The organism is Streptomyces griseiscabiei (genome assembly GCF_020010925.1).
GTDB classification, from domain to species: Bacteria; Actinomycetota; Actinomycetes; order Streptomycetales; family Streptomycetaceae; genus Streptomyces; species Streptomyces griseiscabiei.
On the sequence record NZ_JAGJBZ010000002.1, the window covers coordinates 1,193,149 to 1,208,342 of the forward strand.

The 15,194-nt window shown below is 71.7% G+C and carries 19 protein-coding genes; all 19 read right to left on the minus strand.

Annotation, left to right across the window (positions count from 1 at the left end; all coding sequences use genetic code 11):
• Positions 1-42 precede the first annotated feature (42 nt).
• A complete protein-coding gene (locus J8M51_RS22630; RefSeq protein ID WP_267299420.1) occupies positions 43-1,170 on the minus strand; it encodes a DnaB-like helicase N-terminal domain-containing protein in 1,128 nt (375 codons plus the stop codon).
• Positions 1,170-2,450, minus strand: a complete 1,281-nt coding sequence (locus tag J8M51_RS22635; protein ID WP_267299698.1) for a DNA cytosine methyltransferase — start codon at positions 2,448-2,450, stop codon at positions 1,170-1,172. Before J8M51_RS22635 ends, J8M51_RS22630 begins: the two co-directional genes overlap by 1 nt.
• Positions 2,451-2,455: 5 nt before the next feature.
• On the minus strand, positions 2,456-3,328 hold the full coding sequence (locus J8M51_RS22640; protein WP_086761157.1) for an adenine nucleotide alpha hydrolase family protein: 873 nt from the start codon (positions 3,326-3,328) through the stop codon (positions 2,456-2,458).
• Positions 3,329-3,607: 279 nt separating this feature from the next.
• Entirely contained in the window at positions 3,608-4,321 is a 714-nt protein-coding gene (locus tag J8M51_RS22645; protein WP_086761133.1) for a hypothetical protein, read from the minus strand.
• A 146-nt stretch (positions 4,322-4,467) separates the two neighbouring features.
• The gene (locus tag J8M51_RS22650) at positions 4,468-5,490 is read right to left on the minus strand and encodes an alpha/beta hydrolase (protein WP_256966017.1); all 1,023 of its coding nucleotides are present in this window, start codon (positions 5,488-5,490) and stop codon (positions 4,468-4,470) included.
• Between the two features lie 68 nt (positions 5,491-5,558).
• A complete protein-coding gene (locus tag J8M51_RS22655; protein WP_086761135.1) occupies positions 5,559-6,410 on the minus strand; it encodes a hypothetical protein in 852 nt (283 codons plus the stop codon).
• A 39-nt stretch (positions 6,411-6,449) separates the two neighbouring features.
• Positions 6,450-7,052, minus strand: coding sequence for a hypothetical protein (locus J8M51_RS22660; RefSeq protein WP_086761137.1), 603 nt, complete (start codon positions 7,050-7,052; stop codon positions 6,450-6,452).
• A 180-nt stretch (positions 7,053-7,232) separates the two neighbouring features.
• Positions 7,233-7,616 carry a hypothetical protein gene (locus tag J8M51_RS22665; RefSeq protein WP_086761139.1) on the minus strand — a complete coding sequence of 128 codons (384 nt, stop codon included), beginning with the start codon at positions 7,614-7,616 and terminating at the stop codon, positions 7,233-7,235.
• Positions 7,617-7,647: 31 nt separating this feature from the next.
• Positions 7,648-8,370 carry a DUF317 domain-containing protein gene (locus J8M51_RS22670; protein ID WP_256966019.1) on the minus strand — a complete coding sequence of 241 codons (723 nt, stop codon included), beginning with the start codon at positions 8,368-8,370 and terminating at the stop codon, positions 7,648-7,650.
• Positions 8,367-8,702 (minus strand): hypothetical protein, encoded by a 336-nt coding sequence (locus tag J8M51_RS22675; RefSeq protein ID WP_107473820.1) that lies wholly within the window; start codon positions 8,700-8,702, stop codon positions 8,367-8,369. Before J8M51_RS22675 ends, J8M51_RS22670 begins: the two co-directional genes overlap by 4 nt.
• Positions 8,699-10,495 carry a type IV secretory system conjugative DNA transfer family protein gene (locus J8M51_RS22680; RefSeq protein WP_398856676.1) on the minus strand — a complete coding sequence of 599 codons (1,797 nt, stop codon included), beginning with the start codon at positions 10,493-10,495 and terminating at the stop codon, positions 8,699-8,701. The genes J8M51_RS22675 and J8M51_RS22680 overlap by 4 nt, the downstream gene beginning before the upstream one ends.
• A gap of 126 nt (positions 10,496-10,621) precedes the next feature.
• Complete coding sequence (locus J8M51_RS22685) at positions 10,622-11,386, minus strand: DUF317 domain-containing protein (protein ID WP_086761143.1); 765 nt, start codon at positions 11,384-11,386, stop codon at positions 10,622-10,624.
• Positions 11,387-11,507: 121 nt separating this feature from the next.
• A complete protein-coding gene (locus J8M51_RS22690; protein ID WP_179203368.1) occupies positions 11,508-12,032 on the minus strand; it encodes a hypothetical protein in 525 nt (174 codons plus the stop codon).
• A gap of 72 nt (positions 12,033-12,104) precedes the next feature.
• Complete coding sequence (locus J8M51_RS22695; RefSeq protein WP_086761147.1) at positions 12,105-12,935, minus strand: DUF317 domain-containing protein; 831 nt, start codon at positions 12,933-12,935, stop codon at positions 12,105-12,107.
• Positions 12,926-13,282 (minus strand): hypothetical protein, encoded by a 357-nt coding sequence (locus J8M51_RS22700; RefSeq protein WP_086761149.1) that lies wholly within the window; start codon positions 13,280-13,282, stop codon positions 12,926-12,928. The genes J8M51_RS22695 and J8M51_RS22700 overlap by 10 nt, the downstream gene beginning before the upstream one ends.
• Before the next feature lie 31 nt (positions 13,283-13,313).
• Positions 13,314-14,114, minus strand: coding sequence for a DUF317 domain-containing protein (locus J8M51_RS22705; RefSeq protein ID WP_086761151.1), 801 nt, complete (start codon positions 14,112-14,114; stop codon positions 13,314-13,316).
• A complete protein-coding gene (locus J8M51_RS22710; protein WP_267299421.1) occupies positions 14,111-14,473 on the minus strand; it encodes a hypothetical protein in 363 nt (120 codons plus the stop codon). The genes J8M51_RS22705 and J8M51_RS22710 overlap by 4 nt, the downstream gene beginning before the upstream one ends.
• Before the next feature lie 24 nt (positions 14,474-14,497).
• Positions 14,498-14,659, minus strand: a complete 162-nt coding sequence (locus tag J8M51_RS22715; RefSeq protein WP_179203473.1) for a hypothetical protein — start codon at positions 14,657-14,659, stop codon at positions 14,498-14,500.
• A gap of 176 nt (positions 14,660-14,835) precedes the next feature.
• Entirely contained in the window at positions 14,836-15,177 is a 342-nt protein-coding gene (locus J8M51_RS22720) for an SH3 domain-containing protein (RefSeq protein WP_086763014.1), read from the minus strand.
• Positions 15,178-15,194: the final 17 nt, after the last annotated feature.

Consider the following 15,194-nt stretch of genomic DNA (forward strand, 5'->3'; position numbering starts at 1 on the left):
TGGCCGGACCCTTCGGCCCGGCCACCGGCGTGTGTGCGGGGGCTATCGGGTTGCTCGTGTGGAGCGGGCGGGGTGCGCGGCCGTGGTGGTCGGTGGGCCGGCGCGGGTGGTGACGGCCGGACGCCGCCGTTGGGGCGGGGTGGGTGAGGTGGCGTGCTGCCAGCGGGTGCGGACGGCGGCGATGTCGGCGAGGGCGCGTCGGGCGCCGACGACGAGCTGGAACGGGGTGTTCGCCGGGTCGCCTGTGTACGCCTCGATGCGCCGGCCGGTGTGCTCGGCGGTGGCCAGGAGGGAGCGGCGCAGGGCCCGTTCGCCCCAGCGCTCGATGGAACCGGCCGGTTCGGCCAGCATGCGCAGGACCTCGCCCGCCTCACGACCGTCGTCCAGCAGGCCGCGCTGCTGGGCCTCCCACAGGACGGTGACGGGGTCGACGGGCTCGCGTCGGTGGGCCAGGGCGGTCAGGCACTGCCACAGGCCGGCGTGCAACGGAAGGGTGAGGTCGCCGGGGAGCAGCCACCGTACGGCGCCGATCTCGCCGGGATAGGCCGTCGCGGTGGCGAGCAGGACTTGTTCCTCCTCGACGGCCTCCGCCGGGTCGTGCGCGGCGGGAGGCGGCGGTGGCGTGGTGCGGGGCAGCACGCCCGCGCGGGGCGGGAACCGGCCGGCGATGTCGTCCACGACCGCGGCGAGCGCGTCGGCCTCGGCGAGCACCGGCTGCACGGGATCGGGGAGGGAGATGCCGTGGACGGTGTGGACGAGGCGTTCGGCGGCTTTCCGTATTCGGCGGCGGGCGTGTTCGGCCTCGACCAGCCGGGCATAGGCCGGCGCGTGACGGGGCCGGGGGCAGACCTGCACGAGGGTGTGCAGGTAGGAGGCGGTCAGTGCGCGGGCGTGCTCGCGGGCGGCGTTGAGGACCGCGTTGAGCCAGCTGGTGTCCTGCGTGTGCTGGTTCGGGTCGGGGGCGGGCAGGACGCGGATTGCGTCGAACAGGGCGCCGTGCGCGTAGTTGGAGAACGAGTCGGATGTGATCCCGTCGACCTCGTGGAGGCGGTGGGGTTGGAGGAGGAGAGCGCCGAGGAGGGCCTGCTCGGCGTAGTACACGGGCTGCGGCGGATACGTGTCGGGCAGATCGTCGAGGTCGTCCACCGCATTGTCGGGGGTGGGGGGCATCAGGCGGCCAGGGTGAAGTCGTCGGGGTCGAGGGGCACGCGCAGGTGGTCGGCGAGGAGGTGGGCGGCGAGCCGCGGGGGGACGGCGTTGCCTATCTGGGAGAACTGCTGTCCCTTGTTGCCGGCCCAGGGGTAGTCGGCGGGGAAGGTCTGCAGCACGCCCGCTTCCCGGGCGGTGATCCGGATCGGCGCCGGGGACACGGGTGCCGCCACCCCCGTTGCATCCACCCGCGGAGTGCCGACCCGTTCAGCGATCCAGGCGCATTCGTTGGCGCGACGTCCGAAGAAAAGCGTCCCGGCCGGTTCCTCGATCGGTCTGACGGTGGCGTTGGCCTGGTTGTTGTTGCGCAGGGACCAGGCCCAGCGGTGTGCTTCGACCGTGAGGGCGGGGACGGGTGTGTCGGCCGGCTGGTTGCCGTGGACTCCGTGCGGGGCGGGCCGGCCGGTTCCTGCCCGGTGGGTCGTCGGGGCGTCCGTGTCGGGGCGGGGTGTCCAGGTGCCGCGGTCGCGGGCGTTGACCAGGGTCTTGCGGGAGCCGGAAGGGAAGGGTTCGGGGCCGCCTCCGGGTCCGCCGCCGGCGCATACGGTGGGGACGGGGCGGTCGGTGGCGCCCCAGCCGAGGGCCTGGGCCATGGACACCCAGCGGGCGCGGCCCGGCCCGAACAGCGACTCCGGTTCGGCGACCGGGGCGTGGGTGGGCGCCGGGGGTTGGGCGGTGCGGGTCCGGGAGGCGATCAGGATCGCCCGCCGCCTGGTCTGGGGGACGCCGTAGTCGGCGGCATTGAGGATCCCGGTCCACACCGAGAACCCCCAGCCGCGCAGGACGGCCGCGTACTGCCGCCACAGCGGCAGCACGTCGGGGACCTCCTCCATGACCACCCACTCCGGCTCCCCGGCCAGGTTGAGGGCATGGAGGTAGCGCATGGGCTCGGCGGCCAGGAGGGAGCGCTCGTCCGCGCACGCGCCGAGGAGCTGCTCGCGGGTGTCGCGTCCGGCGGCGAGGTCGGCGACGGCCTGGTGGACCAGCGGCTGGTCGACCAGCCCCAGGCGCTTGCCGGCCATGCTCCATGCCTGGCACGGAGGAGAGGCGATCAGCCCCAGGACACGGCCGGAGAAGATCCACGCCGGATAGGCGGCGACATCCGTCCGGATCGTCAACTGCCCAGCCGCAGACCGGGTCCTGCATGCCCACTCGTCCCACTCCAGGCCCACATCGCGGGCGCCGAGAACGGTGAGAGCGTGGCTCCAACCGCCGGGCCCGGCGAACAGATCGAGGATGATCCCCCTCAAGTGGCCAGCCCGAAGTCGTCCTGCACTGCCTCGACTTCACCCCGGCACGCCCACGGTGAACAGCCGTCGACGACTCCCTGCTCCAGCACCTCAAGTTCCGCTGCGGTGCCGGGGAGTTCGGGCTGCATCGCCGCCCGTTCGGCGGCGGTGACATGGTCGATGGGGGCCCGGCTGAGCGGGACGCGGGAGCGGTGGAGGAACGCCTCGCCGAGCAGCGGGTTGCCGGAGGCGTTCGCGCGGGCGTTGCCCTGACGGATCGCCGCGTCGAACGCGACCACGTCCGCCCATTCCCCGGGAGAGTTGTCACGGATATTCCGCCACTGCGCATTTCCGTGAAATGGGCATCCCAGGCAACTCGATTTCGGCGTGTTATCCAGGCCGATGGATTCGAGGTAGTGGAGGCATTCCGTGCGGGTCCAGCCGAGTTCGATGAGCGGGTGCCGGTTGCGCATGTACTGGACGTCGGCGTCCTTGGCCCGGTGGAACTCGTCCGTGGAGATTCCCACCCACTGCTCGACGAATGTACTCTTGGGGATGCGCTGCGGGTAGGGGTGGCCGAGGAGTTCCCGGACCTTCTTCTTAATTGGTTTTATCTTGTATTCCCCGGTGCACTGGCGCCTGGTCATACCTGGTCTGCCGTCCTGGTTGAGGACATGCAGTGGCATGGAAGCGAAGCGGTGGTCCGGGTTCAGGGCGTCTTCTCGGATGTTTCCCGAGGAGACACGCAGAACGGGTATGCCAGCCGGTTCGGCTATCTCGCGTTCCAGGCGGTCCAGGTGGGAATAGACGGCCCTGGGTTCCCATCCTGTGTCGGCGAAGATCGCGTAGTCGACCTTCGGGAGAATGCCTTGGGCTGACAGGGCGAGCATAGCGCTGGACTGCACACCGGCGCCAAGAGAAATGATACGGAGGGCAGGTTCGGGCAAGAATGAATTCCAGTTCAGGGAAGGAAGGGAGTGCGGTGGCAGCGGATTTCCCGGGGACACAGCGAGGCCGCGTTCGGTACCAGGAGAGCGAGGACTCCTCCTGGATCGCGGGGCGATGTGTGCCGTTGCGACGCCAAGGCGCTGCCGGCGGGTGGGAGCTGGAGGGCCGGGTGCCGGCAGCAGCTGGGCAGGGAGCCGTGCCGGTCAGTGGCCCGGCGGGCGTCAGCGCCGCGCGGAAGGTGCACGGGGCGTGCTGGGCTGTGGGGGTGCCGGCATCGTGTGCACGGAACCTGTGGGGGAAGGAGGCGTACGGCCCGGGGCGGGATCCGGCGGTGCGGGACTGGTGTGGCTGCGGCGGATGGTGAGGAACTGCCCGCTGGTGCCGTGGGGTTCGACGCCGAGGATGTGGTCGCCGGGCTGCAGTTGTGCGGTGGTGATGCGCAGCAGGTCGGGCTCGGGGTGCTCCTCGGGGTGGGGGGTCCATCCCAGGCTGGTCAGTACGGCTTCGAGTGGCAGTTGGTGCTGGTGGATGCGGTGGCGCAGGTCGCCGGCGGGGATCTGGGTGTGGCGTGCCCAGTCTTCGAGTCCCATGCTCAGCCCGAAGGCGCGGTGCGGGAGGCCCGTGCCCAGGGTGGAGCGCTCGTGCGGTTCCTGGGTGATGGCCTGTTCGGGGTCCCAGCCCTGGAGCAGGCGGCGGCGGAGTGTGGCGTACGCGCAGGCGGCACGGGCATCGACCGCCCAGTGGCTGAGGGGCTTCGTCTCGCCGAACGCGGTGACGTGCAGGGTGAAATGGGGTCCGTCGCCGCCCTTGCTCAGTGCTTCGCCGAACGTCATGCCCGACCTTTTGATCCGGCCGTAGAGCGTGTGGTAAGCGATGCCGCTCTGGTCGGCCCAGCCGCGCAGTGAGAGCGTCCGCCCTGCGTGGGTGAAGGTCATGTCCGGTCTGTCGTGGCGGGGTGTGGTGAGGGCTGCTTCGGGGTCCCACCTCAGCGCCAGTCGGGTACGGAGGGCTTCGTGGTTGACGGCACAGCGTTCGTCGGCCGCCCACGCGCGGAGCGTCTTCGACTGTCCGAACGCGGTGATCAGCCCGCGGGCCAGTTCCCAGTCGTAGCGGTCGGTGCGCCGGCTCTCGGGCTGGTGGGTACGCCCTGGTGCGGGCTTCTCGGGAGGAGGGATGGCAGGTCCTTCGGGCGGTGGGAGTCGGAGGGCGGCCCAGCGGCGAGGCGTGCGATGCGGGCGCTGATGAGTGCGTGGTGGCGGACGGGCAGGCGGTGGGTGGTGCTGGGCAGGATCTCCAGGCGGGCGACGGTCAGATGGCTGGCCAGGTGTGCGGTGTGTGCGGCGGGGATGTGCCGGTCGTCCGCACCGGCCATCAGCAGCAACTGCCCACCGAGCCGCTCCAGTACGGAAAGGTGGCGGGCCCGGTAGCGGCGCAGCGACTGCCAGAGCGCGGCGAGATCGGCGGTGGGGGTGTGGCGTACGCCGTCGCGGCACGGCGGCGGACCGTCGTGCGGCCCGGTGCCGGCGTGTGGGGTGAGGGTGTGGCGGTGGGTGTCCGGTAGTCGGCGCCGTACGCGGTCCACGGTCTGGGGTGCGTGGGTGCAGGTCAGGGCGGTGAGGCTGCGTCCGGCGGCGAGCAGGAGGGCGCGCGGGCTCCGGCCGGTCAGGACGCTGGTGCCGTGGGCGGTGGCCGACAGCAGCACCATGCCCCGGATCCGGGGCAGGAGCGAGGGGTGCAGAGCGGCGAGTTCCTGCAGGACGAGGGCGCCCAGGGAGTGGCCGGCGAGCACCAGCGGTCCGGTGGGGGCGAGCGCGTCGAGGACGTGGTGGAGGTCGTCGGCGAGCTGGGCGACGGTCAGCGGGGCTCGGCCGCGCGGGGTGTGGCCGTGTGCGCGCTGGTCGTGGCGCAGCACGGCGTGGCCCAGGCCGGTCAGGTGCCGGGTGTGCAGGCGCCACAGGTCCGCGGTGACCGACGCGCCGTGCACCAGCACGATCACCGCTCCGTCGGACCGTGGGCGGGCCGGGGTGTCGCGGTAGACGGCCAACGGGGTGCCGTCGGCGGCGGGGACCGACAACACCTCCGTGGAGGAAGTCGGATTGAGCACGGAGGGACTCCCGGGAGAAGGTACGAGGCCGGGCGTGTGCCGCCCACCCGGCTGAGGGGCGAAGCCGGTCAGCGAGCACCCCTGACTGCCCGTGATGCTGCTGTGAGCTTCGGTGGGCAGGGCGTGGATGGTGTCGCGGTGCGGGCGGGTGTGTGGTGGGCCAGAGCACGCCGCCCATTGGGGGTGACGGCGATGCGTCGGCCCTGGTGTCGGGTGGCGGCGGTGGGGTGCTCCACTACGCGGACGAGGCCACGCCACTGCAGCGCCCGGAACGTGGCGATGTTGATCCGGGCACCGCTGGTGTTCAGGATCGCCTGGAGGGTGTCGCGTCGGCCGGTCACGTAGAGGGTGCCGCCCTGCTCCGACAGCGCACGGAGCGTGGCGTACTGGAAATCGGTGATCTTCCGTACGGGGGCGGCCAGTTCCGGATGACTCGTCAGGTCTGCCGTGATGCCGGTGAGTGCCCGGGACAAGGATGTGGGGCACAGGTCGAGTGCCCCGGCCGCATCGTCCAGATACTCGGCCAGGCCGGTGCTGGCTGTCTGATGGTGTGTCTCGCGGGCAGCGGTCTCGTCCGCTGCGGGGCGGTGGGGGATGGTGATGGTGTCGGAGGAGTTGCCGTATGCCACGTCGGCGAGGGTGCTGGCGGAGCGGGAGGCGTGGGCTGCTGCGGCGGCCAGCGCGTTGAGGGTGGGGCGGCTGCCGGAGAGGGTGCGGTAGTGGCTGCTGTCGAGGACGGTCAGCCGTGCCAGGGTCTGGGCGACCAGCTGGTGGATCTGGCGGATCCTGGGGGCGAGCCGGTGCAGAGCGTCGCTTCCCGGCATCACATCGAGGCTCTGGACCTCGGTGTGAAGAAGGTCAGCATCGGCTGCGAGCCGCGTGAGGTGGCCGGTCTCGGCGGACAGGTCGATCCGATCCATGGTGCTCCGGGAGAAGAAGAGGAGAAAGAAGGGGGCCGGTCAGCGGTGGCGGCGGCGGTGGCGGGTCTGGTCCGGTGGGAGCGGTGTTGGCGTGGCCGCGGGGCGCGAGGACGGGGGCGGGATGTCCTGCACGGTTGGGATACCGAGGCCGACGCGCACGGGGATGCCGCAAGAGTGGAGGTGGGTCTCGGCACGGACGAGCGCGTTCACAGCGTCGTGTTCGCTCAGTCCGGCGGGCAGCGTGTACTCGCGTGATGCCTCTGCGGGGGCGAAGCCGTTCTGGGCGAGGACCTCGCTCGCGCGGTCCGTGCGGGCGGTGGCGGTGACCGTCCCGTCGTGGAACCGAACCACCGCCTCGTACGGGGCACCGTCGGCGCTGGCGTGGCGGGTGGTCCAGGCGAGGTCGACGAGGTCCATGGTGTGGGCCATGAGTCCGTAGGCGGCGATGCCTGCGCGTTCGTGTGCGTCCTCGGCGGTCTCGGGCGGCAGGAGGTAGAGGGTGCGGCCCTCAAGTGTCCGCGTGGTGAACCCTGCACCGGTCAGGATGCGGGCGGCGTTGCGGATCGGCCGGTTGACGACAAGGAAGGTCCAGCCGTCGTCGGTCGAGCCGATGAAGATGTCGTGGTGGTCGGTGACGGCCATGGAGTTCCGGGTGGTCGGTGCGGGGGAGTTGGGGTTCAGCGGGTTGCTGCGCGTGCTGCGGTCGCGGCCGGGCGCGGGGTGGTGGGTGCCGGGAGGCGTGGTCGGCCGAAGGTGGCGGCGAGGTGGCGGGATCGACGTACAGTTCGGCGGTCGTCAGGGCATCAGGGGCGCCGAGGGCGGTCAGGTTCTGTGCGAGGGGCACGCGGTTGCCGGCTTCCGCCAGGGACGGGCTGTCGCCCTGGCGGGGGACTCCGGCGCGGGTGTCGTCGATGATGTCCACGGCGATCCGGAGGTAGCCGGCGGCGTCGGTGGCCAGCTGGGCGAGTTGCTGCACCCGCGCGTACACGGGCGGATCACGCGGCTGCGGTACATCGGCCGGGCGTTGAGGACGTTCACGATGTACAGCGCCGACTCGGCCAGATGCTGGGTGAGGTCGGTGTGGTGGGTGAGGGCGGTGGCGGGGCCGGAGGTGCCCAGGTGTATCCCGGCCAGGGCGTCGTTGTGCCGGGTGAAGTCGGCGGCCGGCAGCAGAAGGTGTTCGGCCGGCGCGGTCGGGTTGGTCATCGCGGGTGGAGGGCCCTGTTCGGTGGCGGGGTCAGCGGCGGCGGAAGGCATGGCCGAGCTGGGCGGCGGCGTGGTGCAGGTGTGGATTCACGGCGGCTGCCCGGACCGGGGTGATGAGCGCCTCGTCCAGGCTCTGCACGAGGTGGGGAACGTCACCGAAGACGCGCTCGACCGGCGTGGGCGTGGCGAGGTGGGTGAAGAACTGAGCGACGAGCCGCTCGGGGGTGTCTTGCGTGAAGGCGGCATACCAGTGAGTGTCGAAGCCCCCGTGCACGTGGTGCCGGAATCGCCACGGGGTCTCCTCCCCCACGATGTGCTTCAGATGGCAGTAGCCGTCCGGCGAGGCGAAGGTGTCACCCTCGCGAGTCCAGTGGTTCAGGTCGGCGATCTGCGCCAGGGGAGTGGCGGTGAGCGGGATCCGGTCGATGTGGCGGTCGTCGCCGAGCAGCTGGGGCAGGGTCTGGGCGACGGCGGCGATGGCCTCGATCGGGGTCTGCCGGGTGAACCGGGCCTCCCAGAACGGCTCGTGGTGCGCGACGGTCCACCAGTGACCGTGGGGCTCTCGGGGGTCGAAGCTCACGAACGTGCTGCCGTCGGGGCTGTCGAGGCGGATGCGTCCGCTCGCGCGCTCGTGCTCGTAAGGCCAGCCGAACAGGTGGATCAGCGGGCCCACCGCATCGGTGAGCCGGTCGCCCGCACCCGCCAGATAGCGCGGGGAGACCAGGACCCGGTCCTGCGCCGTGAAAGGCGTCACCGGCAAGCTCCTGGTATCGCGGGCGGTGTGGAGGCGGCCTTCGAGGGCGCCGTCGCCAGGTCAGTGATCTGCATGGAGAGCTCCGGGACGGTGAAGGGGACGAACGAGCGTGTTGCGAGGGGCTGGGGGCGGGCGTTGTCCGGCGGTGCCGTAGGTGTCTGGCTGGGGTGAGTGCTTGGCGACGATCGCGACCGCGCGCGGATGCCTGTCTCGGCGGCGTCGACCGCGAAGATCTGCCCTGCGGGCGGCGGGTGGTGGCGGTGCCAGGTCCGTACGAACTCCTTCGCCTGGAGGGAGCGGACCGGTACCAGGTGCAGCGGGGTGTCGCTCACGCGGCCGTCTCGAAGTCGGACTGCGGTGGCGTGTGCTTCGCGACGGCGCGGGCGGTGATCGCTTGCGAGGCGCGGGAGGATGCCGCGGACAGTTCCTGCGCGCCGGGTTCCGTGTACCAGGGGCGAAGGTCGAGCATGGCGGCGCGCAGGCCGGTGGCGAAGACGAGGGCGGTGCCCTTGGGCAGGGCGCGGATCGCGTCGGCGGGCAGGATCCGCTCCTGCCGCATCGATACCGATGTCGACTTGCCCGACTCGGAGACGGAGGTGGAGGTGGTCTCCACGTCGTGGTCGCCGATGAGGCGGGAGAGTTTGTCGGCGAAGTCGGGGTCGTCGATGCCGGAGCCGATGACCTTGACCGTGCTCGCGGACCACATGGCGTCCATGCCCGCGTCTCCCCACACCTTCTGCCCCTGCCGGTAGGACTGCAGGATCGTGATCGGGATGATTCCGCGCGAGCCCAAGTGGGAGTACAGGTCGGGGAGATCGGAGATCTTGCAGACGTTGGCGGCCTCGTCGAGGATCGCGAGCATGGGCGGGTCCAGGCGTCCGCCGGCACGCTCGGCCTGGGCGGTCGCGGCCCGCATCACCGAGTCCGCGCACGCCGCGATCAGCGCACTGGCGCCGCCGCCGCCGTCCTTCGACAGCAGGTACAGGGTGTCGGTGCCGACGACGAACTCGGACGGGACGAACTCCCGCACGCCCGGCTGGGGGGTGACCCAGGCGGCGATCTCGCTGTTCAGGAGCGCGGCGGCGTACTGGCGGGCGGTTTCGTAGATGCCGTCCCGGGTTTCGGGTGGGCCTTCGACGGTGCCCTTGAGCTGGGATGCGACCGCGCTGAAGCCGTGGTCGCGGAGGATGTCGAGCGGGGTGCGGTCGGCGGGGAACGCCAGCCACTGCATGACGTCGGTGATGGGCCGGTCGTCCAGGGCGGCGGCGAGGAACAGCTGGGAGAGGATGTTGGACCCGGCCTTGGACCAGAAGTCCCCCTGCTGGGAGGCGTCCACCGACGCGGCCAGGAAGTGCCCGGCCAGCCGCCCGGCGCCGTCGAGGGTTTTCGCGTCCGCGAGCGGGTTCCACCACATCGTCCGTTCGACGTGCGCGATCTGCTGCGGGTCCATCGACCACACCCGCCCGACGCCGGCGCGGGCGTCGACGGTGGCGGTGAAGGCGTCGCCGGCGGCCTTGTTACTGGTCAGGAGGACCGGGCCGGGGGCGTTGAGGATTGAAGGGATGGCCAGCGAGGTGGTCTTGCCCGAGCGGGGCGCCATGATGGCGACGGCTACGTCCTCGTAGCCCATGCGTACCTCGTGCCGGGTGCCCTGCAGATTGCCCAGCAGGATGCCGGTGTCGGAGGCGTCGATGTGCTTGGCGTTCTTCAGGCTCGGGCGCAGGGAGCGGGCTTTGGCGGTGATCGCCTTGGCCATCAGCGGTTCGATGTCCCGGGCCTTGGCCATGCCGGTGACCTTCTTCTTCCGGCCGCCACCGTGGTTGTGCCGCGACCAGACGACCGTGATGGTCACGGCGAGGGCGACCAGCACGGTGACGGGGAGGATGCGGGCCCCTATGAGCAGGGGTGTTTCCCCGACGGACGGCCAGAGCTGTTCGGGGCGCAGCAGTGCGTCGATCGGCTGATAGGGGGCCCAGGGCCCGGAGTCGGTGATCCGGCTGGTGAGGTTGCCGGTCAGCCAGGCGAGGTTGGACAGGGGGACGACGACGGCGAGTACGCCGAGGAGGGCCTTGAAGGCGAGGTCATAGCCGTCGCTGCTGTGCGGGCTGGTCGAAGAGTTCGGCAAGGGCAGGATTTCCAGGTCAAGGAAGGGCTGGGCAGCGCATGCGGTATGGCGGCTGCGGAGTGCGGCGCGGTAGGACAGATGCGGACATCTCCCGATGCAGGAGGGGACCGGACGCGAGGGGGCTGGTCAGCGGGTGCGACGGAGAGGCAGCCGCGTGGTGGACGGCGGTTGTGCGGCGGGCGATCCGTCGGCGAGGCGGCGGGCGCGGGCCTCGGCGATGCGTGTGTCGAGGAGCGTCTGCTCGGCGTCGAAGTCGTAGGAGGTCGGGCTGGTGCGCGTATAGGGCGCGCATTTGTACAGCGGGGTGCCGATGGCCATCCGGGGCAGCGGGGCGTCGGAGGCGAGGCTGCGGGTGAAGGCGGCGACGACGTCGGGCGGAGTGTCGGCGCTGAACGCGGCTGTCCACCACTCGAACCCGTCGACCGTGCAGTCGGCACGCCACCGCACGAAGCCGGGTTTGGCCGTGGGATCGTCGCTGACGTGGACCAGACCGTCCGGAGACACGACGCTGAGACCATCAGCCTCCGCAACGGTCCATCCCGTCTCCCGCAACGGGCCGAGAACATCGCTGTCGGGCACGGAGACCGGCTCCAGCATGGCCTCGACGACGGTGGTGACGTACTCGACCGGCAGGTGCCCTCCGAGCACCGCCGCGCCGCCGCCCCGGCCGTTGACGGAGGCGGTGCACAGGCTCCAGGTCCAGGCATACCGGCGGTCGAGGGCGACAGCCGATCGACCGTCGGGACTGTGCAGGACGGTGTGCTGGTCGATCCTGGACACATCTCGCCAGCCATGGCCGTGCCGCAGCCACTCGGTCAGCTGCTCCCAGGCCCCGCCTCCCACGAGATAGCCGGGAGCCGCCAGGACGTAGGGGACGGCGGTGTGGGACATGTGCTCCTGTGAAACGGGGTTGGGCGGGGCGGGTTCACCCCCGCACGACGGGATGGCGGAACGGAGCCGCAGTGCGGGCGGCGGGCGCGTCCGGCGTGTTCTGCTGAAGGTGAGCGCAGGGTCACTTCCGGGCCGGGGCCCGCCGGTCGGCGGCAGAAGTCGTGGCCTGGACCGGCGCGGGCGCCAGGGGCGAAGGGGCTTTGCGGGCGGCGGTGTTGATCTCGCGGAGTGTGTGGCCGTGGGAGGCCCAGTCGTCGAGGTAGCTCCACGATTCGGCGTGGTACGCGGCGAGGGCGTCGTCGAAGACCGGGGTGCCGGGCGTGGCCGTGGCGGGGAGGGCGTCCCGGGTTTCCCGCCACTGCTGGTGGAGTTCTTCGAGTCGGTCGAGGCCGGCGTGCAGGACACCCAGCTGGTAGACCCAGCGGCTCTGCACGGCGCCTGCGGGCAGGCGGCCCAGTTGGGTCTCCGCGGTGGCCAGCAGGTGACGGGCGCCGTGGCGGAGCGGCTCGAACGCCTCGGCGGTGTCGGCGTCGCGACGGCTGGCGCGCAGGCCGTAGGCGTGGTCGTCGTGGGGCCATCCGTCGAGGTCGGTGTGTTCGTCGGTGTAGGCGTCCCAGGCGTCGAGGATCTTCTTGCTGTCGCTCACGTAGCGGTCGAGGTGACGCAGGAGGCGGCGGTGTGCGCGGTGATCGGAGGGAATCAGGGGAGTCCTGTCGGTTCAGCGGCGGGCGGCCGGCGGGGAGGCGCGGGTGTGGGCCGTGGCCGGGGCCGGTGCGGGGTTCGTCTGCTGCCGGCGGGCGGAGCGGGCCCGCGCGCGCAGCGAGGCGATACGCGCGGTGTGCGCGTCGACCACCTGCTCGGGGCTCCGTCGGCTCGGTTCCTTGACGGCGCTGTGGTGGGCGGTGCGGTCGAACATCCCGCGCTGGAGCGGGCTGTTGTCGGTCAGTACGGTGAGGAACGATGCGGCTAGGCGGGCGGGGACGCGCTCGTCGAGGAAGGCGTGCCAGATACGCGGGCCGGGGTAGCGTCCGTGGCCGGGCTCGCGGGTCTCGACGTGCCAGGACGGCCGCTCGTGGAATTCGCTCAGCGGGCGCCGTTCGATGTGGCACATGGCGTCCGGTGAGTGTGCCGTGTCGTCGGAGTCGCGGTGCCAGCCCGCCGCCGTCACCGGCTGCCACGGGTCCGTTTGGCGAGGCGGGGGCGGGGCGATGAGGGCGTCGGTGAAGCCGGCCAGGACCTCGGCGGGTACGAGTTCACCGAACTCTGCGTACCAGCCCGGCTCGCTGCCGGTGGGTTCGGCCCGCAGCCGCCACCACGCGGAGGTGGCGGGCTGCGGATCGAACTGGAGGCTGTGATGGAGATCGGGGCTGCGCAGGACGATCTCGGCGCTCAACGGGTCGGAGACCGTACTCCATCCGGCGGCGGCCAGGCCGTGGGTGATGTGCCGGGCGTCGCCGGGGCCGGCGAGGTGGCGGGGGCTGGTGTCGAAGGGGATCTGCCAGGCGTGCTTGTCGGCGAACTGGGCGAGTTGCCGCTCGCTCACCGGCATCGGCTGCCCTCCGGTATGGCCGGGGAGGTGTTCTTGAGGAGGGTGCGCAGGTCGTCGAGGGTGTAGTGGAGGGTGTGCTGGTCGGACTGTTCCCACGCGGCGGTGCGCAACTCGTCGACCAGGCGGCGCAGACCGGCGGTGCGGGGAGTGTCCGGGTGCTCCTGGACTGCGCGGGCCAGGGCGCGCAGGGTGTCGCCGAACTGGACGGGGATGCCCGTGTACTCGTCCAGCAGCGGTTCGACCAGGGCGAGCGCCACGCTCGGGTCGGGGGCGTCGCGCAGGTACTCAGTGAGCCGGGACAAGGTCTCGGTGGCGGTGCGGAGGTCGTCCATGGTCGGGGCGGGCACAAGGCTCCTTGGAGAGGCGTGAAGGGGCGGGTCAACGGCGGGCGCGTGCACCGGGGTTGGTGTAGGGGCGGGCAGTGGTGCGGGGGCGGCCGGACGCCTGGGCTCCGCGAGCCCAGGTGGCGGCGCGGGCGGCGTGGACGCGCGCCTGCTGCCAGGCGCCGAGCTGGGAGGGGAGGACGGAGACGGAAGTGGTGCGGATCCGCGCGCTGAACGGGACGCGCCCGCGGGGCCGCATGACGGGCTCGGGACTGGCGAGGGCGTCGGAGAAGGCTTGGACCAGGTGCATGGGCGTGGTCGCGGTGAACGTCGCGTTCCAGCCGTTACCCTGCTCGTCCCGGGCCCCGGACCACCACAGGGCCTGACCGTCCGGGTCGTGACGGAACTGCATCCACGCCGCCCCGTCGGGGCTCGTGGCACCGAAGTATCCGTCGCGGCGGCTGGGCTTCCAGCGCTGCTCCCGCAGCGGGGCCCAGACGTCGGGGGCGTGCGCGGCGCGGGGGCGGGTGAGGGCGTCGGTGAGTCCGGCGACGATCTCCACCGGGGTCTGCCGGCCCAGCGACACCGTCCACGCCTCCTGGTGCGCGGTGGCCTTGCTGTGGATCGTCCAACCGCCGGGCAGGACATGGGGGTTGTAGCCGATGCGGATCGTGCGGTCGGGGCTGTCGAGGACGAGCGGTCCGTTGCGCCGGGATCTGTCCTGCCAGCCGCTCGCCCGCAGGAACTCCGAGACGTGCCGCAGGTCGCCGCCGCCCGCCAGGGCGCGGGGCTGGACGAGGTAGTGCTGCTCGGCCTCCTCGCCGGGCCCCCACCCTTGCGCCTTCTGTCGCTTCACCGGTGGCGCCGTACGACGAGCGGGGAGGCGGGCCGGGTGTGGAGGCGCTGGAGGGTGTCGGTGTGCTCGTCGAGGTCCAGGCCGATGTCATGGAGTTCGTTGGCGGCCCGGCCGAGAGCGAGCCACACCTCTGCGGGCAGGGAGCCCTCTTCGGCCTGGGTCTTGGCGAAGTAGCTGCCGGTGATCACGAGGTGGGTGAAGCGGCCGAGGACTCCGTCCTCGGGGTCCAGGACGCGGGCGATGATCTGCGTGGCCTCACGGGACGGCAACATCGAGAGGCGGTCGGCGAGTTCGCTGAGGCGGCGGGCGATCTCGTCGGCCAGCCGGTCCGGGGCCGGGTTCGGGGCGGGGTGGGGCATGGTCCTCCGGGGCGGGGTTGAGGATCAGTGGTGGTGGCGGTGGCCGAACCGTCGTGCCGTGTCGAGACCGGCCTCGGGGTGTTCACCGGGCGGCGGGACGATCCGGTGGGGGCTGGTGGGGATACAGGAGCGTAGATAGCGGCGGAACAGGGCTGTGGCGAGGCAGGGGGTGAGGTGGCGGGACATCGGCGGGGGCGTGTGCGGTACTACGGGTGCTCCGGTTCGCTGATGGAGTTCGAGGGTGCCGGCAGATGCCGGGGATGGTGACGGCGCGCAGCGCGGTGAACCCGGGGGCTCGACTCCGGGAAGCGAACGGAAGGCCCCGCTCCGCACCGTTGCGCGCACGGTCCTCCGGACGGGCTCTAGCCCGCGAGTTGGAGCAGCATGTCCTTGCGGATCCAGCCGTAAGTGCCGGCCTTCAGGCCGCTCTTGGACCGGCTGGTGAGCTTCGTGTGATACCAGGAGCCGTTGCCGCAGTAGACCCGGAGGTCATCGCCGTCGTACAGCAGGCCCTTGCTCGCGTACGCCGTGCTCGGGCCGGTGCGGTAGTTGATCCCGTTGCCGTCGACGACGGCGTTGTGGTCGGCGACGTTGTAGGTGCAGGAGGGCGTGGCGGCTGATGCGGTCGGCGCCAGCGCGGCGGCCGTGCCGCCGAGGAGGGTGACCGACAGGGCGACGGTGGCGAGGCGGCGTAGGGCAGTCATCAGGATGTGTGTCTCTC